Origin of the sequence: Nonomuraea sp. NPDC048901 (assembly GCF_040649695.1) — a bacterium.
Lineage (GTDB): Bacteria > Actinomycetota > Actinomycetes > Streptosporangiales > Streptosporangiaceae > Nonomuraea.
Window position 1 is genome coordinate 86361 of sequence record NZ_JBEZFW010000021.1, and the last position, 26756, is coordinate 113116.

A 26756-nucleotide genomic window follows, 5' to 3' on the forward strand; every position below is an offset into this window, starting at 1 on the left:
CGATCGCTTTTCGCCCTCTACGAGGCATCTAGGACGGGCATCGCCCGTCAAGGGCGTTGCGGACGGCGTCGATGAACACCGGTGACGCCGGTTCGTCGGCATGCGCCACGCCGGCGAATTCGGCCCGGCACCAGGCGCCGGCGATGACGTCGTTGCGCGTCTCGTCGAGCGAGCTCGTCAGCAACGTGTACCTGACCGGATCCGGCGTGGGGTCGCCGCTGTTGAGCTGGGTGATGAAGCTGCTGGTGGGGCACATCTGCCCGCCCTGACCGGCCGGCAGCAGGCAGGCGGGCCAGTAGCCGAGCTGCCCGGTGCCCATCGAGATGTAGCTGAGCGTCTTGGCGGCGCCGCCGAGGGATTTGAGGTAGTAGCGCGCGGACAGCCCTCCCATGCTGTGCCCGACGAGACTGACCTTGCTGCCGCCGTGTTCGCCGCGTGCCTGCTCCACCAGGTCGGCGATGGCCCGGGCGTTGGCGAGGTTCTCCTCGCCGGGCAGGTCGATCGCGTACGTCGGGTAGCCGGCCTGCTCCAGCGCCGTCTGCATCTGGGCGAACTCGGTCGGCGAGCCGTTCCAGCCGTGAACCAGGATGACCGGCTCCCGCTGCGCGCCCTGGGCCGGCGAACCGGGGCAGAGCCCGCCCAGCAGGGCGACCGCGATGATCAGTAAGGACCGGATGCGGTGGGGTCTGGGCGGCATCGTCGCACCTCGCTACTCGTACCGAAGGGGGGTTCACTTACCTAGTGCTCGGTAAGTGAGTTGCGTTAGGTTTAACACCGTGACCCCGAGCAGGCAAGGATCCGGCAGGCAGGAACGCGCTCGCCTGCGGCGGGAGGAGATCATCACGGCGGCCGGCGAGATGTTCGCCCGCAGCGGTTTCCGCGGCACCTCGCTCGCCGACGTCGCGGCCCGGGCCGGCATCACCGAGCCCGGTCTGCTGCACCACTTCGGCAGCAAGGCGGGCCTGCTGCTGGCGGTGATCGAGCGGCGTGACCTGGACAGTGAGGCGTTCGCCCTGGAACTGCTCGGCATGGAGCCCTCCGGGCGGCTTCGGGCGTTGCCGGAGTTCGCGCGCCGTAACAAGCAGCGGGCCGGGCTGGCCAAACTGTTCACGGTATTGGTGGCGGAGAGCCTCGAGCCGGGCTCGCCCGGCCACGAACATTTCGTCGAACGCTACCGCGCGATGCGCGCCATCGTGGCCGACAACATCCGCTCCGCCCAGGCCGACGGCGTCGCCCGCCCGGACATCGACCCGGTGGCCAAGGCCACCGAGATCATCGCGACCCTCGACGGCCTGCAGACGCAGTGGCTGCTCGACCCCGACGCCGTCGACATCGTCGCCACCGTCGAGTCCTACGCCCGCACCCTGGAACACGACCTCGCCTGCGGCCTGCCCCACCTCAGGTGACCTCATAGCGGAAACCGAGCGACGGGAAGGCGGCGCGAGGACATGCGGGTGACGATGACGAGCGTCGCGAAAGGGACCACCCGCGCGAACGAGGACTTCACCGGCGCTGTGCCGACGGCGGCGGTGCTGGTCGACGGGGCCGGCATCCCCGGCGGCGAAGCGACCTGCCGGCACGGCGTTGCCTGGTACGCAGGCCGCCTGGGAGCCAACCTCCTGTCACTCGTAGGGGACCGCGGCCTTCCGGCGCTGCTCGCCGAAGCCATCGAGCAGGTGACGAACGAGCACCGCCACACCTGCGACGTCGCCAACCCCATCAGCCCGTCGGCGGCCGTGGCCGTCCTGCGCCTGTCCGGCGGCCTGCTCGAGTACCTGGTGCTCGGTGACGCGTTCCTCGTGCTCGACAGAGCTGACGACGCGCCGCTCGTCGTCTCCGATCCCCGGGAGGTGATCATCAGCCGGTCGTACGAGCCCGCGCTCGAGGCCGCCGCCAAGGGCAGCGAGGACTACCACCGCCTCCTGCGGGACCTGCGCGCCAACCGGAACCAGCCGGGCGGCTTCTGGGTGGCCAAGGACGACCCGCGCGCGGCGGACGAGGCGATCACCGGAAGCTGTGCGATCTCCGAGCTGAGCGGCGCCGTCCTGCTCAGCAATGGAGCCAGCCGCATCGTGGACCCCTTCCAGCTCGCCGACTGGCCGGGGGTCATGGCCGTACTGGCGTCGAGCGGGCCCGCCGACATCATCCATCGTGTCCGGCAGGCGGAGACGCGCCACGCGGTGGCGGCGGACGACGCGACGATCACCTACTGCACCGACCTCGGCCAGGCATGAGGGTCACGTGGTCCTCGCCGAGTGCGTCGTCGCCGGCATCGGCACCGCCACCTGGGTCGACGCCGATGACCAGCAGTGTCTGACCTGGGTGGATCAGCAGTGCCGGGGTCGGCACCTGTCCCGGCCGGACGTGCTGACCACCACGACGCTGCCCGCCGTGCGGGCCAGGATCCGGGAGGCCGTCGCGGCGTGGCGGCGGCTGGCGCTCGGAGACTCGCTGGAGGTGACGTACCCGCCGTCGATCAACTGAGCAAGCGCCCAGGCGGCAGCCTTTTCAATGCCTCAAGGTAGGTCAGCACGGTGACGGTGTCGTGGGCTTCGACGGTCAGGGCGAGATGGCCGTCGGGACGTACGAGCACCATGGCCTCGCCGGTGACGCCGTAGCCGTCGGCCGCGTGGCCGTCGGCGTCGGTGAGCGTGCCTGCTTCGGCGATCAGGCACGTACGTAGAGGGCCGGGCCAGGCATCGCGTACGGCGTCGAGCGAGCTTCGGCTGCTCTGGCCGAAGCCCACAAGGGTGAAGTGCGAACCGCGGAAGATGTCGAAGAGCCGCACGGTGGCCCCCGACTTGCCGTCCTGCTCGAACCGGATCAGCCGGGTGGCGTACTCGACCGTGACGCCCAGGCGGCCCAGCAGGGAGCGCAGGATGGCCTCGGTGCGCCACTGCGGCAGCAGCAGTTGCGGGTGCGGCTCGGCCGGGCTGGTCTGCCAGTACGACGCCGGACGCTGGTCGGTGAAGGTGCCGTCGCGCCCGTAGTGCCGCATGACGACCGGCGTGGCGGTCCGCGCGGCCTCCTGGGCGAGGCCGAGATCGTCGAGGACCTCCGCGGTGCGGGGGGTGACGCCTTTGGCGCGCGAGCCGGGAAACGGTCCGGGGGCCTGGTCGATGACGCGTACGGCGACGCCGCGGCGGGCCAGGTCGCAGGCCAGCGTCAGGCCGGTCGGCCCGGCCCCGGCGATCAGCACTTGTAAGTCGCTCACCGGCCTGCTCCCGCCGGCCCCGTGATGCCCTCCAGCAGCAGGTCCACCGCCTGGTCGCGCAGCCGCGCCCGTGCCTGCTCGCCGCTGGTGCCGCCGGCCAGGGCGGTCAGCCGCCCCGGCAGGGTGGGAAGCACCGTCAGCAGGCAGATCGCGGTGACGTAGAACAGCTCGAAGTCGCCGTCGGCCCGGAAGGCCCCCTCCCGCTGCCCGCGCTCGAACACCTCGCGCAGCGGCGCGGGCAGGTCCGCGGGCTCGATCGGCGGCCGGATCTCCCCCTCGCCCAGCCCTTCGTGCAGCAGCAGCGGCACCAGCAGGGGACGTTCGCAGACCAGGTCGAAGTACGCCCGCAACGCGACGCGCGTGGCCGCGACCGGATCCTGGCCGGTCAACCGGTCCAGAACCGGCCGCCACGCCGCTCCCATGTCGCTGCTCTGCGCGTCCAGGACCGCCCGGTACAGCCCTTCCTTGCTGCCGAAGTGGTCGTAGATCATCCGCTCGTTGACGCCCGCGCGCTCGACGATCTCGCGAACCCGGGTGCCTTTCAGCCCGTGGCGGGCGAACACCTCGGCTCCGGCGTCGAGCAGCGCCTGTTTGCTCTTCGAAGTCACAAGTAAATGTTTACTGGGATGATCTCGCCGGCGCAAGTGGGTCCCCTCCGCACACGACCAGGTACCCGTCGATGGTGGTGATGCGATCGCAGGTGGGGTCGTCGGGCAGGGCGTGGCCGAGGTCGCGGCCGGTCCTGATCAGAGGCAGCGCTCGCGATCCCGGGCTGGTACGGGGCGTTCTGTGATCGGCTCGGGCACGAAGTCCCGTGCGTAGGCCTGCCTCTTGATGTGTTTTCCTTCCGTTCCCCAGATCTCGGCCGCCCGGTAATCGGCCCACTTGACGGCCCCGGTCTTCAGATTGACGACGTAGAACTCCTCCCAGTCGCACGGTCCAGGTGGGTAGCCGTGGTCGGGCCAGGTCCGGCTCCGCTCGGCGCGGAGCAGCACGCTGTCGCGACCCAGAGGGCGGACGGCGTTGACGGTCTCCAGGTCGTACGGCAGCGCGAGATCGGCGAACGTGGCCCGGTGGGTGGAGCGCCGGAGATCCACTCTCTTCAGCTGGTAACGCAGGTTTTCCACTTCACCCAGCCGGTCCACGCTCACTGCCTCATCGCCCAGCACCACGGGGTGCGTGCCGTCCTCGGCATCACCTTCACGGTGGGCCACGGTGAAGGGAGACCTCCAGCTCTGGCGGACCCGTAGTTCCTTGCCCGTCACCACGATGACGCGACCGCCGCCGGCGCGAGCGTCCAGAAGGTCACGATCGAAGTCTGCGCCGACACGGAGACGCCGCTTCGACGACAGATCGATCAGCTCGCTCCCCCGCTCGGCGTTCCACACGAACAGCAGCTCGCCCTCCCCCTGGAAGACGAGCGCGACGTTCCATGAGTCGTCATCGGGCTGATACACCCCGGCAGGGACCCGTTCGGTCGTCCCGTTGGCGAGGTCTCTGACAACCAGGACACGGTCGGAACGCCTGATATAGGCGAGATGCCGGCCATCGTCACTGATGGCGAGAGGTGAGACCGCCTGCTCGCCGTCCTTGGGCACGAAGCCGAGCGCGTCCTCGATCCGCCACTCCTGGCCGGAACCGCTCCCCACCCGCCAGGGATGGTGCGCGGCCGCGGGTTCCCGGATGACTTCCGGGTCGTACAACACCGCGTAATCGAGGCGCGGCGCCCTTTTGGCCGGTAACTCGGGCAGCCCCGCCGCCGGTCGTACCGTTGGCCGCGGATCCGGATCTCCCTCAGATCCGGTCTGTACGGCGAGCACGACACACAAGCCGCCGAGACAGATCATTGCCAGCCAGAGTACGAGACGCTTCATGCCGAATCCTTGCACAAAGCCCGGGCGGCACCTTCTTGATCCATCATGTTCCGGCCTGCGGCAAGGCCGATGGCGGCGTCGGCGCGTTCAAGCGCGTTTGGAGCCCGCAGAAGCGATCACCTTCCCGCGCCCGTCAGAATCGCGCTCGCGATGACGCCGAAGAGATGATCGGCGCGGGGCGCGAGCGAGGGTTGATCGTTGAGCCACGCGAGAGCCCCGGCCAGCGCGAACAGGTCGGTGCCGTCGATGTCGGTCCGTGCCACGCCCGCCGCCTGAGCGCGGGTGAGGAGCCGCGTGCCCGCCGCGCGCATCGTGACGCACGAAGCATGGAGTGCCGACTCGGCGTCTTCGATGGCGGCCACCATCAGCGCCACAACGCCCCGATACTCATGGGCGCAGGCGACCCAGTCGCGTAGCCACGAAACGAGAGCATCCCCAGGCGAGCTCGACGTTGCGAGCTCGCCTGCCTGTGCCGCCAGTTCGTCGAAGCTCGCGCGGAGCATGGCCTCGAGCAACGCCTCGCGCGTCGGGAAGTGACGGTACAGCGTGCCGAGCCCGACGCCGGCCCTGCGGGCGACGTCGCGCAGCGACGCGTCGGCGCCTTGCTCGGTCACGACGGCACGCGCGACCGCGAGGAGCTGGTCGTAGTTCTTCCTGGCGTCGGCTCGCATATGCCTCCTGAGTTGACAAGCGGAGCAGTGCCCCGGTTATATTTGGAGCACTGCTCCGGAAACGATAACCCACTCTGCGGTGAAGGAGGAAGACAATGCCGGCGAACACGATGAAGGCCATCCGGCTGCACGAGCACGGTGGTCCTGAGGTGCTGCGTTACGACGAAGTGCCGATTCCCGAGCCGAAACCGGGTGAGGTGCTCGTTCGCGTGCACGCGGTCGGCGTCAATCCCCCCGACTGGTACGTGCGCGAAGGAATGTCCAACGTGCCTCCGGAGATGAGGCCGAAGCTGAGCTTGCCCATGATTCCGGGGACGGACGTGTCGGGCGTCATAGCGGCCGTCGCCGCGGATGTGGACGGCCTCTCCGTCGGCGATGAAGTCTTCGGTCTGCTTCGCTTTCCCAGTCTCGACGGCAGCGCATATGCCGAGTACGTCGCCGCGCCCGCGTCGGACCTCGCCCGCAAGCCGGCTCGCCTCGATCACGTGCACGCCGCGGGGGCGCCGATGGCAGGGCTCACCGCGTGGCAGTTCCTGATCGAGCTCGGACACGATCACCAGTCGCCCTTCCAAGCGGCGCGGCATCGCCCGATGGCACTGAACGCCGAGACGACGGTGCTCATCAACGGCGCCGCGGGTGGCGTGGGGCATTTCGCGCTGCAGCTCGCCAAGTGGAAACGTGCCCGCGTCATCGCGGTGGCATCGGGCGCGCATGAGTCGTTCCTGCGCGAGCTCGGCGCCGACGAGTTCATCGACTACACCAAGAGCCGTCCCGAGGAACTCGCGCACGACCTTGATCTCGTGCTCGACAGCGTCGGTGGTCGCGACAGCGGTCGTTTCCTGCGCACGCTCAAGCGCGGCGGCGCGTTGTATCCGGTGTTCCCCGGCGACTTCGATGACGAAGAGGCCGCGAAGCTGGGCGTCACGGTCTCGGCCACCCAGGTCCGCTCGAACGGCGCGCAACTCGCTGAGCTGGGACGCTTGCTCGACGCGGGCACGGTTCGCGTCGCGATCGACAGCACGTTTCCACTCGCGGATGCGCGTGCGGCGCACGAGCGCGCCGCCCGAGGGCATATCCAAGGCAAGATCGTGCTCACAGTCGCCTAGGACCGCTTGTGAGACATCATTGTCTCATCATGGGCCGTTAGCATGGTCGAGTGGTGAAATCGGATGCCGGGATGCAGCGGACCAGGTCGGCGATCCTCGACGCCGCCGCCCGGGCGCTGGGCCGGCGCTCAGACGCGGGGATGGCGGAGATCGCCGATGAGGCCGGTGTGGGACGCGCGACGCTGTACCGGCATTTCCCGACGCGGGAGTCGCTGCTGCGCGGTGTGGCCGAGGTCGGGATGGCCGAACTCGTGGAGGCCTTCGCGGCCGCGAATCTCGACGAGCTTCCGGCCGACCGGGCGATCACCAGGATCATCGCCGTGTACCTGCGTAACGGTGCCAAATACGCGGCGGTGATCGGCCAGGCCGACCAGTTCTGCGACCATGACGCCATCGAGCGTACGGTCAGGCCCATCCGCGACGTCATCGCTCGCGGCATGCGCGACAAGGTGCTCCGCGACGACCTGCGCCCTGACGTCGTGCTCGCCATGTTCTCCGCGATCGTGGAACGTACCCTGTGGCTGACCGTCGGCGAGGTCATGACGCCCGAGGAAGCCACCGAGGCGGCCGTGACGATTTTTCTCAACGGCGCACGGAAGCCCGAGTAGGCCATCATCGCCCGCCGTCGCGCCGACGATCCGCTCGTAGGTACGGGCAGCGTCGGCCGTAGCGGGAACGCGAGGCGCATCTCCATCCGCGCCAGCGGCGCCCCCAGGCAATGGTGCACCCCATGGCCGAAGGCGACAGGGGCGATCATCCGCCGACCCAGCTTCGCCGCTTCGACGTCCACCAGAACCTGACCGTCGCCGGGCCCCGGATCAGGGGCCTCCCCGGCGACCAGCACCGACGGAGCCCCGAACTCGGTCAACCAGATCGCTCGCATAGATCGTCAGGGGTGCGGTGCTAGGTTATAACTCGCACGCGACTCATTATGAGATGTGAATGTCTCATTATGGATGGTCTGGGTACGACCGGCTCAGCGGCTCACCGTGGTCTCCCACTCCATGTGCGACAGCTTCTCGGGATTGCGTACGGCATAGAGCCCGGTGATGAGGCCGTCGTCGATGCGTACCGTCACGACGGTGTCGATCGCGCCGTCGAGCCGGACGATCAGTGCCGGGTGGCCGTTGACCTGGGCCGGCTGCAGCAACGCCACAGGGGTGAGGTTGCCCAGCACGTGGGCCACCTGGTCGGCCCCCACGACGGGCGCCAGCGCGGCCTGCTTGAGTCCGCCACCATCTGTCAGGAGGACGACGTCCGGCGCGAGGATGTCGAGCAGGCGCTGCAGATCGCCCGTTTCGATCGCCCTCTGAAACGCCTTGATCGCGGCTCGGGTCTCGGTCGGGGAGACAATGTCGCGTGGCCGGCGCGCGGCGACGTGCCCCCGTGCCCGGTGGGCGATCTGGCGGACCGCGGCCGGGCTCTTGCCGACGGCGTCGGCGATCTCGTCGTAGTCCAGATCGAACACCTCGCGCAGCACGAACACCGCCCGCTCGGTCGGCTGAAGCGTCTCCAGCACCAGCAGCATCGCCGTCGAGACGCTGTCGGCCAGTTCGACGTCCTCGGCGACGTCGGGCGCGGTCAGCAGCGGCTCGGGCAGCCAGGGGCCGACGTAGGACTCCTTGCGGCGGCCGAGCGTACGCAGCCGTTTCAGCGCCTGCCGGGTGGTGATCCGGACCAGGTAGGCACGCTGTTCCCGTACCGTGCCGAGGTCGACGCCCGCCCACAGCAACCACGTCTCCTGCAGGACGTCCTCGGCGTCGGCGGCCGAGCCGAGCATCTCGTAGGCGACCGTGAAGAGCAGGTTGCGGTGGGTGAGGAACACCTCGGTGGCGGGGTCCACGTGGCTGTCACGAACGAGGGGCCCTGCCGCGTCCGTCGGTTTCTCGTTGTGCTCGCTCATCGCTGCTTCCTGCCTGTTCGTTCTCGACCGTGGCGTGCATGAGATCCCGGTAACCCCCGCTTTGTGACACCGACGATCGGTGATGCACGTCACATCACTCCGCTGTCACAAGGATCTGGTCGCCGGGATCTTCTTGTTCGCCAGGACGCCGCGCCAACGATTGACGCGGCACGTACCACCACGAATGAGGACCACATCATGGAACAGCGTATGGATCTGATGGCCAACGAGCTCGGCGCCAAGATCGCCAAGCGCATCTACAACGTCGCCCTGGCGATCCAGCAGTCGCCGCTCCCCCAGGCCACCCAGGACCTGGTGATGCTGCGCGCCAGCCAGATCAACGGCTGCGGTTTCTGCGTCGACTACCACACCAAGGACGCCACGGCCGCCGGGGAGAGCGCGGTCCGGCTCCACCTGGTCGCCGCCTGGCGCGAGTCCACCGTGTTCACCGAGGCCGAGCAGGCCGCGCTGGCGCTCACCGAGGAGGGTACCCGGCTCGCCGACACCCACCACGGCGTGTCCGACGACACCTGGGCCCAGGTGCGCAAGCACTACGACGACGACCAGATCGTCGCGCTGGTCTCCGTGATCGCCATGATCAACGCCAACAACCGGCTCAACGTGATCGTGCGCAACCCGGGGGGCTCCTACCAGCCCGGCATGTTCGACGGCATGGCGAACTGACCGGCAGGCCGATCCCCGCCGGTCCGGGATCCCCCCATCCGGGCCGGCCCGGGCACCTCACCACCCCCTCCTCCGGGGCGACTATCTCTGAAGGAATGTCATGAGTCTTGAAACCCTTCGCCGTGACTTCGGCGGCGACATCATCGAACCGGGCGCGGCCGAGTATCCATCGGCCAGCCGCTCGATATTGGCTTCCGGCAGCCCGGCCTACGTTCTGCGGCCCAAGAGCGTCGAAGACGTCCAAGCGGGTGTCAGATTCGCCGCCGGCGCGGGGCTTTCGCTGTCCGTACGAGGCGGCGGCCACAGCTTCGCGGGCTTCGGCACCCTGGACGACGGCGTCGTGATCGACCTCGGCAAGCTCGCGAACGTCGAGGTCATCGACAAAGAACGGCACCTCGTACGGATCGGCGGCGGCGCCACCTGGGGTCAGGTCGTGGCCGCGCTGGCCCCGCACGGCCTGGCGATCTCCTCGGGCGACACCAAGGGCGTCGGTGTCGGTGGGCTGACGTTGAGCGGTGGCATCGGCTGGAAGGTCAGGAAGTACGGCCTCGCGCTGGACAACCTGGTCACCGCCGAGGTCGTCACGGCCGGCGGACAGGTCGTACAGGCGAGCGAGGAGGAGAACCCTGAGCTGTTCTGGGCGATTCGCGGTGGCGGCGGCAATTTCGGGATCGTGACCGCCTTCGAGTTCGCGGCCCACCCGACGACGGACATCTTCTACGGCAAGATCAGCTTCCCGGCGTCGGAGGCGGCCACCGTGCTCCAGGGCTGGGCGGACCACCTGCGCACCGCCCCCGAAGAGCTCACCTCCGTCGCGGAGTTCGCCAATCCCTTCGCGGGCGGGCCCGAAGCGCCGCTCGAGATCCGCGTCGCTTTCGACGGCGATGACCCGGATCTCGCGGCACGGGCCATCGACCCGATCCGGCGGCTCGGCACGGTGATCGGCGACGATGTCGCGCTGAGACCGTACGCGGACGCGCTCGTGGACGCCGCCACCCCGCCGCCGGGCATCCAGCTGGTGACCCGAAGCGCGTTCGTCGACCAGGCATCGGTGCCCGATGTCCTTCGGATGCTTGTCGAGGTCGGGGCAGCGCAGGGGTCGCCGTTCATCGCCGTTCGCAGCGTCGGCGGCGCGGTGTCCCGAGTCCCCGACGATGCCACCGCCTACGCGCATCGCCAGGCGGAGTTGATGATCGTGACCACCATCCTGGGGCCGCAGCCGGTCGTCGAGGCCGCGCGTCCCGCTCTGGACGCGGTCTGGGCGAGACTCGCGCCTCACCTCAGCGGCGCCTACGCCAACTTCCTCACTTCTGCCGGCGAGGAGGATGTCGCCGCGATCTATCCGACACGGACCTACGAGCGGCTCGCGGCGGTCAAGCGTCAGTACGACCCCGGCAATCTGTTCGCCCGCAACCACAACGTCCGGCCTCAGTAGGCCCGGCGCCAGACAGCGGCATGCTCTGATCGGCCGCTTTACCGTGCGGGCGTGCCCGTTGCCCTCGTGGGGAACTCTTCGATACCGAGCACCCGCAGCAGCTCCAGCCGTTCGCGGGTCTCGGCGTCCGCCGGGGTGAGCACCAGCAGCTCCTGCCCCTGGTCGGGAGTGACCAGCGTCTCGCAGTTCATCGCCAGGCGGCCCACCCGCGGGTGCAGCATGGTCTTGCGGTCGGCGCGCCGGACCGCCACCTCGTGCTCGGCCCAGAGCCGCCGGAAGTCGGCGCTCGCGGCCCGCAAACGGTCAAGGAGCCCGGCGACCGTGGGGTCGCCGGAGCGGCGGCCGGCGGTCGCGCGCAGGTCGGCCACGAGCTGACGGGAGTGACGCTCCTGCTCCTCGGGCGGGCAAACGGCGCGCGCGGCCGGCTCGGTGAACCAGCGGTATGCGACATAGCGCCGGTCGCCGGAGAAGCCGGTGTGGTCGCCCATCAGCAGGACGTCCGCCCGGTTCTGGGCAAGGACCTCGCCCAGGTCCGACAGCACCAGGGCCGGGGTGTCGCCGAGCAGGTCGAGCATGCGCATCAGGCCGGCGCGAGCCAGGCGGGCCACCCCGTCGGCGGGCGGGGGCCGGTGGCCGGCCAGGTGGAACAGGTGGTCGCGCTCGTCGTCGGACAAGCGCAACGCCCGGGCCAGCGCGCCGAGCAGCTGGGTCGAAGGCTGACTGCTGCGGCCCTGCTCGAGACGTACGACATAGTCCACCGACATGCCGGCGAGCATCGCCACCTCTTCCCGGCGCAGCCCGGCGGCGCGGCGGCGAGGGCCGTCGGCGAGCCCCACCTCGGCCGGGCGGATCGCCTCCCGGCGGCGGCGCAGGAAGTCGGCGAGCTGGTCACGTTGCATGACCCCATGGTCTCTCACGGCGGCCGAGCCGAGCCAGGGAGCGGCTCTCCCACGATGAACGCTCCGCTCCCGCTCGTCCCGGCCAGGGCCCAAGGTTGGGGACGACATCGAGAACGAGGGAGAACGTGATGCAGATGCGAACCCTGGGCCGCACCGGACCGGCCGTTTCCGCGCTGGGCCTGGGTGCGATGGGCATGTCGGGCGCGTACGGCACGTCCGACCGCACGGAGAGCATCGCCACCGTGCACGCCGCGCTGGACAGCGGCCTCACACTGATCGACACCGGCGACTTCTACGCCATGGGCCACAACGAGTCGCTGCTGGCCGAGGCGCTGCGCGGCCGCGATCGCGACAGCTACGCGCTGAGCGTCAAGTTCGGCATGCTGCGAGGGCCGGGCTCGGAGTTCGGCGGGCATGACTGCCGTCCCGAGGCGGTGAAGAACTTCCTGGCCTACTCGCTGACCCGGCTGGGCACCGACCACATCGACATCTACCGTCCCGCCCGGCTGGACCCGGCGGTACCGATCGAGGAGACGGTAGGCGCGATCAAGGAGATGATCGACGCCGGATACGTGCGCCACATCGGGCTCTCAGAGGTCGACGCGGCGACGATCCGCCGGGCGCACGCCGTGCACCCGATCGCCGACCTGCAGATCGAGTACTCGCTGATCTCCCGCGCGGTGGAGGCGGACGTGCTGCCCACACTGCGGGAGCTCGGCATCGGCCTGACCGCGTACGGGGTCCTCGCCCGCGGCCTCATCTCCGGGCACTGGGCGGCCGGCCACACCGCCGGCCCCGGTGACAGCCGCGGCTTCAGCCCGCGCTTCTCCAGCGGGAACGTGGAACACAATCTCGTCCTCGTAGAGGCCCTGCGCCGGGTCGCCGAGGCGAAGGGCCGCACCGTCGCCCAGCTGGCCATCGCCTGGGTGGCCGCGCAGGGCGCGGACATCGTGCCGCTGGTCGGCGCTCGTACCCGCGAGCGGCTGGCCGAGGCGCTGCCCGCGATGGAGGTGAACCTCACCGCGGACGACCTCGCCGAGATCGAGAAGGCGGTGCCGCTGGGCGCGGCCCGCGGCGACCGGTATCCGTCCGCGTTCATGTCCTATCTCGGCGTGGGCAACTGAGTCCGACTCTCCGGCTGGGCTACGACCGCTCGTAGGTGATCAGGTCGCCCGGCTGGCAGTCGAGCGCGTCGCACAGGCGCATGAGCGTGGAGAAGCGGATCGCCTTGGCGTGGCCGTTCTTGAGGATCGACAGGTTGACGACGGTGATCTGGACCCGGTGCGACAGCTCGGTGAGCGTCATGCCGCGTTCTTTGAGCACGTCGTCCAGTCGTACGCGGATGGACGGCTCGGCCATCAGATGGTGGCCTCGACCTCTTCGAGGAGGGCGACGCCGCGCCGGACGATCTCCGACACGCCCAGCACCGCCACTCCCGTCACGACCCCGGCCAGCACCTCACCCACCTCCAGGTGGAACGGGTAGCTCTTGGCCAGCAGCAGCGAGGAAAGGATCGGCTCGGCCACCATGCCGAGCGCGCCCGTGGCGAGCGAGCCGATGATCAGGATCCAGCCGAGGCGGCGCAGGTGGGCGGCGGTGACGGCGGAGAACAGCGCCCTGTCCCCCGACCTGGCCCGGCGTATCGCGCGCACGACGGTGAACAGGGCCAGCAGAGTGGTCGCGACACCCGGTCCCCACAAGAGCAGGTAGAGCAGGCCGACGAGTGGCGCGGCGCCCTGGAGGCCGACGGTCACGTCGGCGCTCGCGCCGGAGATCGTGGCGTCGGGCGCCGCCATGCCCGCGACCGGCACGTCGTAGACGTGCAGCGGGACGCCCACGCCGTTGGGCGTGCCGAAGAAGGCCATCATGAAGGTGAAGGCCAGCAGCGCCAGGGCGCCCAGGCAGCTGATGATCAGCGAGAAGGTCAGCAGGATCTCGAGTCGGTTGAGCCACTTCGTAGACATAACGATAATCGTAAATAACGAAAGTCGTTATGTCTACTTGGTCGCACCCCTCCAGAGGCGCGCGACCACCAGCGCCGTCCCCGCCGCCGCGGCCGTCACCAGCCAGATCATGAACGTCGGGTAGAGGTAGACCACCTGGATCCAGGAAATGTCGCTGCCTCGGGCGAGCACCCGGAAGACCGGGGCGATGGCCGTACACAGGATGAGCGGGCACAAGTACGGCAGCAGCCGCCATCGCTGCCAGCCCGTCCGGCGGGCGGCCCAGCGCCGGGAGCGGGTGATCCCACGCACCGCCAGCGCGACGGTCGCCAGCGTCAGCAGCGTGAACACCAGGTCGGTGGCCAGGAAGGGAGAGGAGGGCGCCTCCGGCCGCCGGCCCTCGATCAGGGCGACCAGGCCGTCCATGAGCGCGGCGCTGTCGGCGAAGGCCATGCCGGTGTTGGCCATGACCGCCACGCCGTAACCGGACCCGGGCATCAGCAGTTGCTGGGCGGTGGAGGTGAACAGGTCGCCGCCATGGCGTACGACGGGAGTGCCGCCCGCGGTCCGGTCGAGTTCCCAGCCGAGGGCGTAGTCCGGGTTCTGGACCGAGGGCGTGCGCATTTCCTTGACGCTCGCGGGAGACAGGATGCCGCCGTCGCTGTTCTGGGCGATCAGCCAGCGGGCCATGTCGTTGGCGCTGCTGAGCACGCCGCCGGAGCCATTGCCGAACCCGGGCGGCTCCGGCACGGCGATCGCCTGGCCGAGGAGGTAGAGGTGGCCCCGGGCGCTGCCCGGCAGGTCGCGATCGGTGTCGATCGTGCTGCTGTTGCGCATGCCGAGCGGCGTGAACACGTGCGTCTTGAGGTAGCCCGCGAACGGCTCGCCGCTCACCACCTCGACCAGCCGGGCGGCGACCTGGTAGTTGGTGTTGTGGTAGCTGTAGGCGGTGCCGGGCTTCGAGGCGAGCCGCGCGTCTTTGAGCCGGCGCACCGAGCCCTGGAGCGTGTCGGGCTGGGGCAGGCTCTTCTCGTGGAAGGCCGAGTCGGCCATGCCCGACGTCTGGTTGAGCAGCTGGCGCACTGTGATGTCGGCCGCCCGGGGATCGGCCATCTGGAACTCGGGCAGGTAACCGCGAACCGGCTTGTCGAGCTCGACCCGGCCCTTCTCCACCAGTTGCAGGACGGCCAGCGAGGTGAAGGACTTGCTGAGCGACGCGAGCGCCATGGGGGTGTCGGCGGTCACGGGCTCGCCTGTAGCGGTCCGGCCATAGCCCGCGGCATGGACGACCCGCGTCCCCTTGGTGACCACCACCGCCACACCCGGCAATCCGGTCGCTTCACGATATTGGGCGATAAACCCGTCGATCGAGGCGGGGGTTGGTGGGACGGGAAGCGCGGGAAGTACGGCCAGGAAGAGCGCCGCGAGAGTATTCAGAAGCACCCGTCAACGCTAGGGACCGCGCCCGCCGCGGCACATCGCGGAAACCCTCATCATCCCTTACGGAAAACCGCCATCAGATCCCTCTGACCTCGCCGGCCTGACCCGGTTCGGCGAAGGCGAGCAGCCCGGCCGCCTCCTCCCGGATCTCCTGGGCCTGCCCCGGCGAGACCGGCGCGAACATCTCGACGCTCACCACCCGCTTGTCCCGCTTCCATACCCCTTGGACGAACCCGTCGACGAGGACCGTCCCGAGCACCTGCCCGTTGATGGTGATGACGCGCTTGCGATGTTCGTCGGAGATGATCCGCGTGCGGTCAGCATGGCTGAGCAGCACGTTGTCGAACGGCGCCAGCAGCCGCACCGGCGCCTCCACCTCCGGGCCCGGCCGGGGCGCGTCCGGCAGGTCGAACAGCCCCTTGTCCAGCTCGACAAGTCGTGGACGCAGCCGTTCGACCACCTCGCGCAGCCCTGTCAACCCCGACCACGCCTGTACGTCGGCCACGGTCGCGGGCCCGAACGCGGCCAGGTAGCGCACGACCAGCTCCTCCAGCGACGGCGAGGGATGCAGCTCGCGGCCCAGCCACGACTCGGCCGTCGCGTACGCGGTCTGCCCGGCCTTGCCCCACACCGCCCTGGGCGGTACCTGGACCAGCGGCGCCAGGAGGCGCATGACCTGCGCCAGGTCGGCGGCGTTCGTGCCGGGGAAGCGCCCGGTCAGCAGCGTTCCGAGCTTGGCCGCGGTGAGGGGTGCGCCGGTCAGCGCCTCGCGGCCCGCCTCGACGACCGCCGCCAGGTCCAGATCCGCCAGCTGCCGGCCGTACGCGCTGTGCAGGTATTTGGCGAGCAGCGGCTGCGTCAGCGGCCGTAACGTCAGGCAGTCGGCGGCGCTGACCAGGTGGACGGTGCCGCGCATGAGCACGATCCGCACCGCCTCACGCCCGGTCAGCAGCCCCGCCAGCTCCTCCGGCCGGAACCCCGCCAGGCGCGACCAGAGCCCGAAGTACGGCGGGAACGGCGCCTGCGCCTGCAGGCCGACCAGGTGCTCCACCGCCTGTATCGCCGGCATCGCGTGCCGCTGGAGCAGGAGTTGCCTGGCCAGCGTGGCCCGGTTGAGCTCCCTGGCAGTGATCATCGGGCCGTCCCGTCCAGCAGGTCCTTGGGCATCAGGCGATCATAGGGTGGGCCGGTACTGGATCGATGGTCAGCCCTGCCACGATGAGCCCTGTCGAGGTCGAAGCGCCGACCTGCCCGCTACCACGCGCCGACGTGCTGCTGCCCACGCGCCTGCTGCCCGATGGGCCGCCGTCAGGTGGGATCGCTGAGGAACTCCCGCAGCACCGGGGCGAGCACCTGCGGATCCACATCGTGCGTCTGACCCTCCAGCGTGCGGTGCCGCCCCTCCGGAAGCGCGGCGGCCAGGCGCCGCGCCATGTCGCGCATCCACGCCGGACCGGCCCCGCCGTCGGCCACCAGGACGGGCGCGCCCACCTTGGCCGCCAGCTCCACGGGCAACGCGCCGCCCGTGGAGCCGTTGCCCATCACGGCCGCGTCGTAGGCGAGGGTGGGCGCCAGCGCCTCCAGCGCGGGCCACATCGGCGCGCCCCGCATCCGGCCGATCAGCTCCGCCGGCAGCCCCACCGTGGTCATGAACAGCGCGACCGCCTCCCCACGCCGCCCCGCGCTCAGCAGCTCGGTCAGCTCGGCCTCGTAGGCGCGGGCCCGCGCCAGCCGGTCCGCCTCGTCGGGACTGTAGGGCGGCTCGAACAGCGCCAGCCTGGTGATCGCCACCCCCTGGGCGGCCGCCCGCAGCGCCAGCGCCGCCCCCGAGGACATGCCGTACACCGCTGCGGCCCCACCGGCCTCGGCGATGACCGCCGCCAGGTCCTCCACCTCGCGGTCGACCTGGTACGGCGCCGTGTCGCCACTGTCTGCCCGCCCGCGCCGGTCATAGGTGAAAACGGTGAAGTACGGCGCCAGCAGCGCGGCCAGCGGCGCACCTGTCGAGCGGTCGCAGAGCGCGCCGGTCACATAGACAAGCGCCGGGCCACTGCCCGACCGGTCGTACGCGATGCGGGTGCCGTCGGCTGAGAGCACGGTGTGCATGAGACTCCTTCTTTCCCTTGCCGGTCATCTCGCCTCACCGACGAACGGGACAAGCCGGAACCGACACCCGCCCTCCCTCAGCTGACCTCGGCCAGCCGTCCGGCCAGATAGCGGCGTTCGGAGTCGTTGGCGGCCAGGTCGAGCGCCTGCCGGTAGGCGTCGGCCGCCTCGCCGTCGCGTCCCAGACGTCGCAGCAGGTCGGCGCGCGTCGCCGGGAGCAGGTGGTAGCCGTCCAGCTCGCCCGACTCCGCCAAGCCGTCCACCAGCGCCAGCCCGGCCAGGGGGCCATCGGCCATGCCCACGGCCACCGCCCGGTTCAGGCGTACCACCGGGGAGGGGACAAGTAGGGCGAGCCGGTCGTACAGGGCGACGATCTGCGCCCAGTCGGTGTCGGCGGCCTTGGCCGCGGTGGCGTGGCAGGCCGCGATGGCCGCCTGCACCTGGTAGGCGCCGGGACGGCCCTCGAGCAGCGCCCGCTCCAGGATCTCGGCGCCCTCCGCGATCTCGCCGGTGTCCCAGCGGCCGCGGTCCTGGTGCTCGAGGGTCACCAGCACCCCGGCGGCGTCCACCCGGGTGGCCCGCCGGGCGTCGTGCAGCAGCATCAGCGCCAGCAGCCCGCGTATTTCCGGCTCCCCGGGCATCAGCCGCGCCAGCACCCTGGCCAGGCGGATGGCCTCGCCGCACAGATTGCGCCGCACCAGATCGGCGCCCGCGCTGGCCGAATATCCCTCGTTGAACAGCAGGTACACCACGCCCAGCACAGCCGTCGTGCGCTCGGGCAGCAGGTGAGCGGGCGGCACCCGGTAGGGAATGCCCGCGTTGCGGATCTTCGACTTGGCCCTGACCAGGCGCCTGGACATCGTCTGCTCCGTGACCAGGAACGCCCGCGCGATCTCGGCCGTCGTCAGCCCCGCCAGCGTACGCAGGGTCAGCGCCACCTGCGCCTCCAGGGCGAGCGCGGGATGGCAGCAGGTGAACATCAACCGCAGCCGGTCATCACCTACCCCGCTCTCGTCGCCATTCCCCTCACCATCCCGGGCGTCGAGCAGGGCCAGCTGCCGCAGCTTCTCGGCCCCCACGGCGTCGCGGCGCAGCCGGTCGAGCGCGCGGTTGCGGGCCGTCGTGGTCAGCCACGCGCCCGGCCGCCGCGGCACTCCGTCGCGCGGCCACCGTTCGAGCGCCGCGGCGAAGGCGTCCTGCGCGCACTCCTCGGCCAGGTCCCAGTCGCCGGTCATCCGGATGAGCGTGGCGACGACCTGCCCCCACTCCTGGCGGAACGCGGTCGCGACCGCCGCGGTGACCTGGTCCGTCACGGTCGCCAGAATGGCCTGGTCGCGATCTGTGCCTGTCACGGTTGCCAGACCGGCCGGATCTCGATCTGTCCGACGCGCGCCCACGGATGGGCGGCGGCCAGCTCGATGGCCTCGTCGAGGTCGGCGCAGTCGATCACGCTGAACCCGCCGATCTGGTCCTTCGTCTCGGCGAACGGCCCGTCGGTCAGCAGGACCTCCTCACGGCGTACGCGCAACGTCGTCGCGTCACTGCTGGGCCGCAGCCCCATCGCACCCCGCAGGATCCCGCGGCGCTCCATGTCCTCGGTCCAGCCGCCGCAGCCGACCATGTCCGGATCCTGCCCGGCGACCGTCTCGTCGGACACGTCGCTGCACAACATCAACACGTAACGCACCGGTCCTCCTCGGGATGGCGGGTTGGCGGGATTCCGGCCGATCTCAGTCTGCCAGGGTCGCCCCTGTGGGCAGCGCGGAGAAGCGGCTGTCGGGTCGTTCTGTAGGGTCAAGCATCGATCTGGAGCATGAAGGGACCCACTTCCGATGAGCGACTCGCCCCGTACCCTGCAGCAGCGCAAGCAGGACACCCTCGACCGGCTCGCCCAGGACGTCGACGCCTGGGTGGCCACGGCCGATGGCGAAGGCGGGACGCCCTACATGGTGCCGCTGTCCTTCCTCTGGGACGGCGCCACCCTGCTCATCTCCACTCCGGCCGCCAGCCCCACCAGCCGTAACCTTCAGGCCACCGGCAAGGTCCGTCTGGGCATCGGCCCGACCCGCGATGTGGTCCTCATCGAGGGAAGCGTCCAGACGGTCCCGGCCGGCGAGCTCTCCGACCAGCTCGGTGACGCCTTCGCCGCCAAGACCGGCTTCGACCCGCGCCGGCTCAGCAGCCCCTACCTCTATTTCCGGATCCAGCCCCAGCGGCTGCAGGCCTGGCGCGAGGCCGACGAGCTGGAGGGCCGCGACCTCATGCGTGACGGACACTGGCTCGGCTGACGCGCGGCTGACGCGCCGCCTGGGCCTGGAACCAGTGGCTAACGTCCCGGGCCGGGCAGGACGCGTTCGACCACGTCGGTGACCAGGTCGTGGATCTGGCTCTCGGGAAAGACGTCGGGCAGCGTGAGCCGTTCGAGGATCAGCCAGTTCAGGGCCAGGTAGAGCAGGACCACGGTGGTCGCGTCGCCGGGCAGGCCGGACTCCGTGTGGGCGGTGATGTTGGCGTCGACGTCGGCGCGGATGCGGTCGGTGAGCAGGCGGCGCAGCTCGGGGCGGCGAGTGGCCTCCAGGCGGAGTTCGAGCAGGGCCAGGTAGCCGGAGCGGAACTGGCTGATCCGGTCCACCAGGTCGTGCATGAGCTCGGTGACCCGGTCGCGGTCGCGCGGTCCCTCCAGTGCGGCGGCCACCATCGTGGCCTCGGGCTCCAGCCGTTCGTAGAAGCGGTGACCGACCTGGGTGAGCAGGTCATCGCGGTTGTCGAAGTAGTTGGAGGCCGTGCCGTTGGGTACCCGCGCCTCGACGTCGACGGCACGGAAGGTCAGCCCGCGCGCCCCTTCGCGGGCCAGTACCTCGATGGCGGCGTCAAGGAGCGCCGCCCGTCGTGCCGGGTTCTGCCGCATGCGTATCTCCTGGATCGGAATTCAAACCACTCCGATCATAGTACTAAGCTGGAGATACGTGAATTTCGTTCACCTGAATTCGAGAACGGTACCCAGATATAACGAGGACCGTGACTCGCATGCATTCGCCCACCACGCCGCCCGGCTGGTTCATCGCCCGGCTTCATCTCGGGGACGAGCGGGGGGTCGCGGCGGCCGCCGCCGTCGTCAACGCCGCTCTCGGCCACGGCGTGCTCACCGTCGACCGGCTCCTGCGGCACATGCGCGATGACGAGAGGGTGCAGTTCCTGGCGGCCTTCCCGCAGGGGTCGATGACGCCGGTGGGAGCGGCCCTGGCCCAGGTGATCGACGATGAGGAATATCGCGCGTTCATCGCCCCGATGCCACAGGGGATCCTCTCCGCCGCGCCGCCGTCCGCCGACGGCCGCCGGGTCGGCATCCTGAGCACCATGGCCGTGGTGCCGTCGGTGCGCCGTCGTGGCCTCGGCACCGCCCTCGCCCTCCAGCGCACGGCCTGGCTGAGGGAGCGGTGCACCGAGGCGTACGCGATGGTGTGGCTACGCGACCGGCCCGGGCGCGCCGACGGGGTGCTGAAGGCGGCCGGCTGGGAGCCGGTGACCACCGTCCGCCGATACTGGGAACAGGCCTCGGTGGTGGGCGACTGCCACTGCCACCGGTGCGGCTCGCCCTGCCGCTGCGACGGCCTGCTGATGCGCCTGCCCCCCGCGCCGACCGGCACCTCTGAGCCGACCGGCACTCCCGAGTGGGCCGCCTGGTCCCCCGGGGCTACCGGCCACCGGTGAAAGGCGGCTCGCCTTCCTTGAGCGGACGGAAGCGCAGCGCCGACCAGACCTCGTCCACGGCCACCTGCCCGTTCGGCCGCAGGTCGTACTCGGCGACGATGGGCCAGAGCGTGTCGCGGTTGATGTCGGCCTTGTTGCCCTTCGGGTAGGCCACCCACAGGGCCGCGGGCCGAGCCAGTCGATCGCGGTGCTCGTCGAGGAGCCGGCGGACCGCGGCGGCGTCGGCGGCGAACAGCACCGCCACGCCCGCCTCGCCCAGGTCGTCGACGTGCCGCGCGCCCTCGGGCAGCGGCTCGACAAGTGGGCGGTGCTCGTCGTCGGAGATCCAGACGGCGGTCCGCGGCTTGACGAGCAGCTTGTCGGCGACGGTCTTGGTAGCCATGTCACGCCCTGCCGTAGGTGAGGGAGAGGACGCCGGTGCTGAGCGTCCGGGCGTCGGCCAGCTGGAGCGGGATCTGCCCGGTGCCCTCCTCGAACAGGCGCTTGCCGGAGCCGACCACGATCGGGTGGACCAGCAGGCGCAGCTCGTCGAGCAGGCCGTCGGCCAGCAGCGACCGGACCAGGGCGGCGCTGCCGGTGATGCCGATGTCCTTGCCGGGCCGCTCCTTGAGCTCGGTCAGACCGGCCACGACGTCACCCTTGATGATCGTCGTGTTCTGCCACTCGGCGGTGTCGAGGGTGTTGGTCACGACGTATTTGGGCGTGTTGTTCATGCGGTCGGCGAACGGGTTGTCGGCCGGGTCCTGGTGCGGCCAGTGGGCGGCGAACTCCTGATAGGTCTGCCGTCCCAGGAGCATGGCGTCGGACTGCTCCATCTGCGAGCCGACGATCTCCCCCATCTCATCGTTGAAGTAGGGGAAATGCCACTTCTCCGGGGACTCCACGACGCCGTCCAGGGAGATGAACAGGCCCGCCACGATCTTTCTCATCGCTGTGCTCCTTGTCTGAGGTGTCCTCAGCCTCCCACCGAAAAATATAATTGTCAAGAATCCTGCAATGGTCGGCAGGCGTTTATTCGATGGAGGCGCTTTCTTGCCGCTTGTACAGTGATCCACAGCTGTCAGGGGGAGGGATCATGCGCGCGCACTATCCGCGCACTCCTCATTTGCCCTGGTCGCCTGGGGTGACGCCGGACGACGTTCGCGCGGGAGACCTGTCCGGGCTGCGCGGGCGCGAGGTCGTGGTCACGGAGAAGCTCGACGGCGAGAACACCACCCTCTATACGGACGGGATGCACGCCCGGTCGCTGGACTCGGCCCACCATCCCTCCCGGGCGTGGGTCAAGGCCCTGCAAGGGCGGATCGGTGGCCGGATCCCGGCGGGCCGGCGGGTGTGCGGGGAGAACATGTACGCCCGGCACTCCATCGCCTACCAGGAGCTGGACAGCTGGTTCTACGGCTTCTCGGTCTGGGACGACGACCGCTGCCTGGACTGGGACCGCACGGTCGCCTTCCTGCGCGGCCTGGGGATTCCGGTCCCGCCGGTGCTGTGGCGCGGCGTCTTCGACGAGCGGGCGCTGCGGGGACTGCGGCTGAACCCGGAGCGGCAGGAGGGCTACGTGGTGCGGGCCGTCGAAGGATTCGGGCGGGCGGAGTTCGCGGGGCGGGTGGCCAAGTGGGTGCGCCGGGGGCACGTCCAGACCGGTACGCACTGGATGCACGCGACCGTCGTACCCAACACCCTTGGCCCGGGTGCGGCCCTGTGGTCGGTGCGTTCGGGCGCGGACTGCGAGGTGAGCGCGCTGCTGGCCGCGGTGGACCTCGCCCCAGCCGAAGCAGAGCACATCGCCCCGGAGGCTGTGGCCGAGGTGTCGGCTCGGCTGGACGCGATCGGCCGGTCCGGGGACGCCCGGCTGGCGGGCGTGCTGGCCACGGTGCTGCACTCCGTACCGCGGGCCCGGTTGGCGGCCCGGCTGGCCAGGCCGCTGGGCATGCGGCTGGCACGGCGGGTCGCGGATCTGACCGGGCTGCACGGCACGCTGGGCCGGCCGTACCCGGACGAGGAGCGGCGGGCCGGGCTGGGACGCATGGCGTTGGCCGCCGATCTGGGGGTGCTGCACGCCGTGGCGGCGGCGCGCGTGGACGATGAGGCCGACCATGAACGTGAGCAGGTCGAATGGTCGGCCCTGTACGCCGAGGACGCCGGGCTGCTCGGGCCCGATCCGCTGGAGCCGTTGCGAGCCGGTCTGCGCGAGGCGTTGGCCGGCCTCGGCGGGGAGGCGGCCGAGCGCTGCTGGGCGGAGGCGCGCGACGCCTGGGCCAGGGGAAAGGTCACCACGGTTGAGGAGGCCGTGGCGGCGACCTGGCGGTGGCGGTCGGGGCGGTTCCCCCGGCTGGTACATCTGGTCGGACCGTCAGGCAGCGGTAAGAGCACGTTCGCGGCCGGTCTGACGAAGACGGACGTGTTGCGGGAGGCCGACGGGGCCGCGTACCTGTCGCTGGACGATCTGCGTGCCGCCAGAGGCTCGCGGGCGAACCAGCGGGCCAACCGGGAAGTGCTCGGCGAGGGGCTGGACCGCCTCGATGCCGCCCTGGCGGCCGGTGGCACCGTGGTATGGGACGCCACCTCGCTCAATCAGCACCAGCGTTCCCTGGTCCACGCCGTGGCGCGCCGCCGCGCCGCGCTGACGACGCACGTGGTCGCGCTGGTGGAGGCGGACGAACTGCACCGGCGCAACGCCCGCCGCGCCTATCCGGTGCCGCCGCACGTGCTGGACGATCAGGTACGCCGGTACGTCCCGCCATATCCAGGTCAGGCCCATCACACCTGGTACGTCGGAGCGTCCGGGACCGTCGACGACGTGGACGGCGCCTTGGAAGGGGAAGAGGCGTGATGCGTACCAGCGAGGAGATCTACCACTGGGTCCGCTGGGACCCCCGCTTCGACCCCTCGCGTTTCGTGCTCGGCGTCGGCCAGCGGGACGCCGCCCCCAAGCGCATCCCGCTGCCCACTTTCGTACCCGGCGGCGACGTCCCGTGGCACCGGGTGCTGTTCGTCGAGGCGGACGGCGAGCTGATCTGGGACCGCGCCACCGGACTGGACCGGATCGACACCTGCGACGCGGGCCGGGTACGCGCCCCGCGCCGCCTGCGCGCGCCCGTCTTCAGCGCCAGAACCCCGCACACGTGGGACCCGGCCGCCGGCTGGCGGCCCGGCTCGGGGCAGGAAGCGGCGCGGGCGTCCACAGGTGCGGCCGTGCGCGTCCTGACCTGGAACACCCTGTGGGACCGCTACGACAGCGACCGCATCGACACCGCGCGGCGCCGTCCCCTGCTGCTGGCGGCGCTGGAAGCGGCCGACGCCGACGTCATCGCGCTGCAGGAAGTCGAGCCCGCGCTGCTGTCGCTCCTGCTGGCCGCCCCGTGGGTGCGGGCCCGCTACACCGTCGGCACCGACCCGGGCGGCGAGGACATCGCCGACAGCGGGTTGCTGCTGCTCAGCCGACTGCCCGTACGGGAGGCGGCCTGGCACCGGCTCGGCCCGCACAAGGCGGTCGCCGCCCTCGCGACCGAGACGGCCGCCGGCCCGCTCGTCGTCGCCACCACCCATCTGACCAGCGACCACACCGCCGACGGCGCGGCGCGGCGGCGGGCCGAGCTCGCCCGGATCGCCGAAGGGCTGGCCGGCGTCGAGGGTGACCTGGTCCTGATGGGCGATTTCAACGACGGCACGGACGTTTCCGCGTCGGCGCTGGGGCTGCGCGACGCCTGGAGGGAGGCGTACGGGTCCGGCGACGACACGCCCACCTTCGACCCGCGCGCCAACCCGCTGGCGGCGCTGTCCTCGCTGTCGGGGCGGGCCGCCCGGCTGGACCGCGTGCTGGTGCGCGGCCGCTCCCGGACCGTCGCGGCCGTCCTGCGCGGAGACAGTCCCGATCCCGGTGGGCTGTACGTCTCCGACCACTACGGGGTGGAGGCCGTCCTTGACGTCACGGGCAGCGCGCCCGCCGGGGTGCTGGACATGGCGCCGACCGCGCGTACGGCGGTGGCCTGGATTCCGCCGGAGGAGCTGTGGGCACCCATTCAGGCGGTGCGCCGGACGCACGATCCGCAGGTGCACCGGTGGCCGCCGCACGTCAACCTGCTCTTCGGGTTCGTACCGGAGTCGGCCTTCGACGCGGCGGCGCCGCTGCTGGCCGCGGCGGCCGCTGAGGTCCAGCCGTTCGCGGTACGGCTGGAGGGGATCCGCTCCTTCCGGCACCGCCAGGACGCGACCGTCTGGCTCGACCCGGCCGCCGCCGACCCCGCCCCATGGGCCCGCCTGCGCCAGGTCCTCCACCAGCGCTTCCCCCGCTGCGTGGGCCGCGCGGAGGGCTTCACACCGCACCTGACCCTGGGCCGCGTGAACGCGCCCGACCATGCGGGCATCCGGCTCGACGCGATGACCGCCCGCGTCGGGGCCGTCGTGCTGCTGTCGCGGCGCGGGGACGAACCCATGCGCCCGCGCGCGGTGATCACCCTGGGCACGGGCGAACTCCGCTGGCTGCCCGAGCCCACCGTCCCCGAGCGCACTGCCGCCGCGCCCGCGCTGGTACCCGAACCCACCTCGCCCGAGCCTGCTGCTGCCGCGCCCCAACTCGTACCCGAGCCCACCTCCACCCCGTCCGCGCTCGACCCCGAGCCTGTTCCGGACCTGGACGGCCTGGCCGATCGCGTCACTCGCCGACTGGCGGAGGCGCTGCGCCCCGGGATCGTGCACGTCGCGGGCTCCCGACGTATGGGCTGCGCGCTCCCCGCAGCCGACTTGGACCTGGTGGCGGCACTCCCCGACGGGGAAGAGCCCGGCCTGGACGTGGCGGCGCGGGTGCGGGCGGCGCTGCCTGAGGCCGTCCGGCTGCGGCAGGTGGTCGGCGCACGGGTGCCGGGCCTGCGCCTGCGAGTGTCCGGCCTGGACGTGGACCTGATCGTGGTGGCAACCGGCCAGTTCCCTCCGGCGCAGCTGGTGTCCCGCCGCGCCGAACTGGGTGAGGCGGCGGCCATCGCCCTGAGCGCCGTCAGCGACGCGGACGCGATCCGCGCCGCGGTGGGCGCCGCGCACGAGCGTTTCGCCCGCCTCGCCCGCCGGGTGAAGGCGTGGGCTCGGGCGAAGGGCCTGGACGCGGCCCCGTTCGGTGGCTTGCCCGGTCTGGCTTGGACGGTGCTGGCCGCCCGCACCGTCCTCGATGCCGCAGACGGATACGACACCGATCTCCTACGTCACTTCTTCAGCACGTGGGCCGCCTGGGACTGGCACGAACCGGTCACCCTCACCCCCGCCGCCAACCCGCCGACCCCCACCACGATGATGGTGATGACGCCCAGCGCTCCCGTACGCAACTGCGCCCGCCACGTCACCTCCGGCGGCCTGGACCTGCTCACCCGGGAGCTCTACCAGGCATGGGAGCTCACGGAGAGCGGCCGGTTCACGGAGTTGCCCGCCCCGCCGCCCCTTCACCGCCGTCACGTGGCCTGGGCGGTGCTGACCGTACGCTCCGACCGCCCCGAGGAGCTCGACGCGGTGCTCGGCCGCGTCAGAGGGCGCATGCTGGAGTTGCTCACCTGCCTGGAAGAGGCCGGGGTGCCGGACGTACACGCCTGGCCGCGCCCGTTCGAGCGCGGCCCCCGACAGGCCCGCTACGCGATCGGCCTGGGCCACACGCCTCCGCAGGCCACCCAGCTCAGCGAGATCACCGGCCGATGGGCCAGGCACATGTCCGGCGTCACGGTCGAACGGGCCGAGGGCGGCGCCGTACCGACCCTGAGCTAGAGGCCCGCATCTGCCCCCATGCGGG

Annotated in this window: 29 protein-coding genes; 12 read left to right on the plus strand and 17 right to left on the minus strand. The window is 70.9% G+C overall.

The window, feature by feature from the left end; genetic code table 11:
• Window positions 1-28: 28 nt before the first annotated feature.
• Window positions 29-697 (minus strand): alpha/beta fold hydrolase, encoded by a 669-nt coding sequence (locus AB0C30_RS47750; protein WP_357956897.1) that lies wholly within the window; start codon window positions 695-697, stop codon window positions 29-31.
• 79 nt (window positions 698-776) lie between these two features.
• Here AB0C30_RS47750 and AB0C30_RS47755 point away from each other — a divergent pair, with 79 nt between their 5' ends.
• Genes AB0C30_RS47755 through AB0C30_RS47765 form a run of 3 tightly spaced genes read left to right on the plus strand, consistent with a single transcriptional unit; the run spans window position 777 to window position 2484 of the window.
• Window positions 777-1406, plus strand: coding sequence for a TetR/AcrR family transcriptional regulator (locus AB0C30_RS47755; protein ID WP_357956899.1), 630 nt, complete (start codon window positions 777-779; stop codon window positions 1404-1406).
• Between the two features lie 48 nt (window positions 1407-1454).
• Window positions 1455-2234, plus strand: a complete 780-nt coding sequence (locus tag AB0C30_RS47760) for an integrase (protein WP_357956901.1) — start codon at window positions 1455-1457, stop codon at window positions 2232-2234.
• Between the two features lie 7 nt (window positions 2235-2241).
• A complete protein-coding gene (locus AB0C30_RS47765; RefSeq protein WP_357956902.1) occupies window positions 2242-2484 on the plus strand; it encodes a hypothetical protein in 243 nt (80 codons plus the stop codon).
• Here AB0C30_RS47765 and AB0C30_RS47770 read toward each other — a convergent pair.
• The 4 genes from AB0C30_RS47770 to AB0C30_RS47785 form a co-directional block, all read right to left on the minus strand.
• Entirely contained in the window at window positions 2477-3214 is a 738-nt protein-coding gene (locus AB0C30_RS47770; protein ID WP_357956904.1) for an FAD-dependent monooxygenase, read from the minus strand. The genes AB0C30_RS47765 and AB0C30_RS47770 overlap by 8 nt on opposite strands.
• Window positions 3211-3822 (minus strand): TetR/AcrR family transcriptional regulator, encoded by a 612-nt coding sequence (locus tag AB0C30_RS47775; protein WP_357956906.1) that lies wholly within the window; start codon window positions 3820-3822, stop codon window positions 3211-3213. The genes AB0C30_RS47770 and AB0C30_RS47775 overlap by 4 nt, the downstream gene beginning before the upstream one ends.
• Before the next feature lie 138 nt (window positions 3823-3960).
• On the minus strand, window positions 3961-5088 hold the full coding sequence (locus AB0C30_RS47780; RefSeq protein ID WP_357956908.1) for a hypothetical protein: 1128 nt from the start codon (window positions 5086-5088) through the stop codon (window positions 3961-3963).
• A gap of 116 nt (window positions 5089-5204) precedes the next feature.
• On the minus strand, window positions 5205-5759 hold the full coding sequence (locus AB0C30_RS47785) for a helix-turn-helix domain-containing protein (protein WP_357956910.1): 555 nt from the start codon (window positions 5757-5759) through the stop codon (window positions 5205-5207).
• A 95-nt stretch (window positions 5760-5854) separates the two neighbouring features.
• Between AB0C30_RS47785 and AB0C30_RS47790 the strand changes: the two genes are divergently transcribed.
• Both AB0C30_RS47790 and AB0C30_RS47795 read left to right on the plus strand, forming a co-directional pair.
• Window positions 5855-6865: an NADP-dependent oxidoreductase gene (locus AB0C30_RS47790; RefSeq protein ID WP_357956912.1), complete on the plus strand. Its 1011-nt coding sequence runs from the start codon at window positions 5855-5857 to the stop codon at window positions 6863-6865.
• 50 nt (window positions 6866-6915) lie between these two features.
• On the plus strand, window positions 6916-7473 hold the full coding sequence (locus AB0C30_RS47795) for a TetR/AcrR family transcriptional regulator (protein WP_357956914.1): 558 nt from the start codon (window positions 6916-6918) through the stop codon (window positions 7471-7473).
• Window positions 7474-7841: 368 nt separating this feature from the next.
• Here the strand turns inward: AB0C30_RS47795 and AB0C30_RS47800 are convergent, their stop codons facing one another.
• Window positions 7842-8768 (minus strand): RNA polymerase sigma-70 factor, encoded by a 927-nt coding sequence (locus tag AB0C30_RS47800; RefSeq protein WP_357956916.1) that lies wholly within the window; start codon window positions 8766-8768, stop codon window positions 7842-7844.
• A 198-nt stretch (window positions 8769-8966) separates the two neighbouring features.
• On the opposite strand from AB0C30_RS47800, the gene AB0C30_RS47805 reads away from it, so the two are divergent.
• Window positions 8967-9452, plus strand: coding sequence for a carboxymuconolactone decarboxylase family protein (locus tag AB0C30_RS47805; protein WP_357956918.1), 486 nt, complete (start codon window positions 8967-8969; stop codon window positions 9450-9452).
• Between the two features lie 100 nt (window positions 9453-9552).
• Window positions 9553-10887 carry an FAD-binding oxidoreductase gene (locus tag AB0C30_RS47810; protein WP_357956920.1) on the plus strand — a complete coding sequence of 445 codons (1335 nt, stop codon included), beginning with the start codon at window positions 9553-9555 and terminating at the stop codon, window positions 10885-10887.
• Window positions 10888-10925: 38 nt separating this feature from the next.
• On the opposite strand, the gene AB0C30_RS47815 is transcribed toward AB0C30_RS47810, so the two are convergent.
• Window positions 10926-11786, minus strand: a complete 861-nt coding sequence (locus AB0C30_RS47815) for a helix-turn-helix transcriptional regulator (RefSeq protein ID WP_357956922.1) — start codon at window positions 11784-11786, stop codon at window positions 10926-10928.
• 128 nt (window positions 11787-11914) lie between these two features.
• Between AB0C30_RS47815 and AB0C30_RS47820 the strand changes: the two genes are divergently transcribed.
• Complete coding sequence (locus AB0C30_RS47820) at window positions 11915-12910, plus strand: aldo/keto reductase (RefSeq protein WP_357956924.1); 996 nt, start codon at window positions 11915-11917, stop codon at window positions 12908-12910.
• Window positions 12911-12929: 19 nt separating this feature from the next.
• On the opposite strand, the gene AB0C30_RS47825 is transcribed toward AB0C30_RS47820, so the two are convergent.
• The 7 genes from AB0C30_RS47825 to AB0C30_RS47855 all read right to left on the minus strand — a co-directional run bounded on the left by AB0C30_RS47825 (window position 12930) and on the right by AB0C30_RS47855 (window position 18962).
• Entirely contained in the window at window positions 12930-13145 is a 216-nt protein-coding gene (locus tag AB0C30_RS47825; protein WP_357956926.1) for a helix-turn-helix transcriptional regulator, read from the minus strand.
• Window positions 13145-13750 (minus strand): DUF2975 domain-containing protein, encoded by a 606-nt coding sequence (locus AB0C30_RS47830; protein ID WP_357956928.1) that lies wholly within the window; start codon window positions 13748-13750, stop codon window positions 13145-13147. Before AB0C30_RS47830 ends, AB0C30_RS47825 begins: the two co-directional genes overlap by 1 nt.
• A gap of 33 nt (window positions 13751-13783) precedes the next feature.
• Window positions 13784-15172, minus strand: coding sequence for a serine hydrolase domain-containing protein (locus AB0C30_RS47835; RefSeq protein WP_357956930.1), 1389 nt, complete (start codon window positions 15170-15172; stop codon window positions 13784-13786).
• Between the two features lie 73 nt (window positions 15173-15245).
• Window positions 15246-16304: a winged helix DNA-binding domain-containing protein gene (locus tag AB0C30_RS47840; protein WP_357956933.1), complete on the minus strand. Its 1059-nt coding sequence runs from the start codon at window positions 16302-16304 to the stop codon at window positions 15246-15248.
• Window positions 16305-16477: 173 nt separating this feature from the next.
• A complete protein-coding gene (locus AB0C30_RS47845) occupies window positions 16478-17275 on the minus strand; it encodes an alpha/beta fold hydrolase (RefSeq protein ID WP_357956935.1) in 798 nt (265 codons plus the stop codon).
• A gap of 77 nt (window positions 17276-17352) precedes the next feature.
• Window positions 17353-18627 carry an RNA polymerase sigma factor gene (locus AB0C30_RS47850; protein ID WP_357956937.1) on the minus strand — a complete coding sequence of 425 codons (1275 nt, stop codon included), beginning with the start codon at window positions 18625-18627 and terminating at the stop codon, window positions 17353-17355.
• Complete coding sequence (locus AB0C30_RS47855) at window positions 18624-18962, minus strand: YciI family protein (protein ID WP_357956939.1); 339 nt, start codon at window positions 18960-18962, stop codon at window positions 18624-18626. Before AB0C30_RS47855 ends, AB0C30_RS47850 begins: the two co-directional genes overlap by 4 nt.
• 145 nt (window positions 18963-19107) lie before the next feature.
• Between AB0C30_RS47855 and AB0C30_RS47860 the strand changes: the two genes are divergently transcribed.
• Window positions 19108-19563 (plus strand): pyridoxamine 5'-phosphate oxidase family protein, encoded by a 456-nt coding sequence (locus tag AB0C30_RS47860; protein WP_357956941.1) that lies wholly within the window; start codon window positions 19108-19110, stop codon window positions 19561-19563.
• 38 nt (window positions 19564-19601) lie between these two features.
• Here AB0C30_RS47860 and AB0C30_RS47865 read toward each other — a convergent pair whose 3' ends face one another.
• Window positions 19602-20183 carry a TetR family transcriptional regulator gene (locus AB0C30_RS47865; RefSeq protein WP_357956943.1) on the minus strand — a complete coding sequence of 194 codons (582 nt, stop codon included), beginning with the start codon at window positions 20181-20183 and terminating at the stop codon, window positions 19602-19604.
• 119 nt (window positions 20184-20302) lie between these two features.
• Between AB0C30_RS47865 and AB0C30_RS47870 the strand changes: the two genes are divergently transcribed.
• Window positions 20303-20986, plus strand: coding sequence for a GNAT family N-acetyltransferase (locus AB0C30_RS47870; protein WP_357957085.1), 684 nt, complete (start codon window positions 20303-20305; stop codon window positions 20984-20986).
• On the opposite strand, the gene AB0C30_RS47875 is transcribed toward AB0C30_RS47870, so the two are convergent.
• Together AB0C30_RS47875 and AB0C30_RS47880 are read right to left on the minus strand one after the other, a co-directional pair.
• Window positions 20970-21368, minus strand: coding sequence for a hypothetical protein (locus AB0C30_RS47875; RefSeq protein ID WP_357956945.1), 399 nt, complete (start codon window positions 21366-21368; stop codon window positions 20970-20972). The two genes, AB0C30_RS47870 and AB0C30_RS47875, sit on opposite strands and share 17 nt — an antisense overlap.
• Window position 21369: 1 nt before the next feature.
• On the minus strand, window positions 21370-21915 hold the full coding sequence (locus tag AB0C30_RS47880; protein ID WP_357956947.1) for a dihydrofolate reductase family protein: 546 nt from the start codon (window positions 21913-21915) through the stop codon (window positions 21370-21372).
• Between the two features lie 146 nt (window positions 21916-22061).
• Between AB0C30_RS47880 and AB0C30_RS47885 the strand changes: the two genes are divergently transcribed.
• Together AB0C30_RS47885 and AB0C30_RS47890 are read left to right on the plus strand one after the other, a co-directional pair.
• On the plus strand, window positions 22062-23819 hold the full coding sequence (locus tag AB0C30_RS47885; RefSeq protein WP_357956949.1) for an RNA ligase family protein: 1758 nt from the start codon (window positions 22062-22064) through the stop codon (window positions 23817-23819).
• Window positions 23819-26731 (plus strand): poly(A) polymerase, encoded by a 2913-nt coding sequence (locus AB0C30_RS47890; RefSeq protein WP_357957087.1) that lies wholly within the window; start codon window positions 23819-23821, stop codon window positions 26729-26731. Before AB0C30_RS47885 ends, AB0C30_RS47890 begins: the two co-directional genes overlap by 1 nt.
• The last annotated feature ends 25 nt before the right edge of the window (window positions 26732-26756 follow it).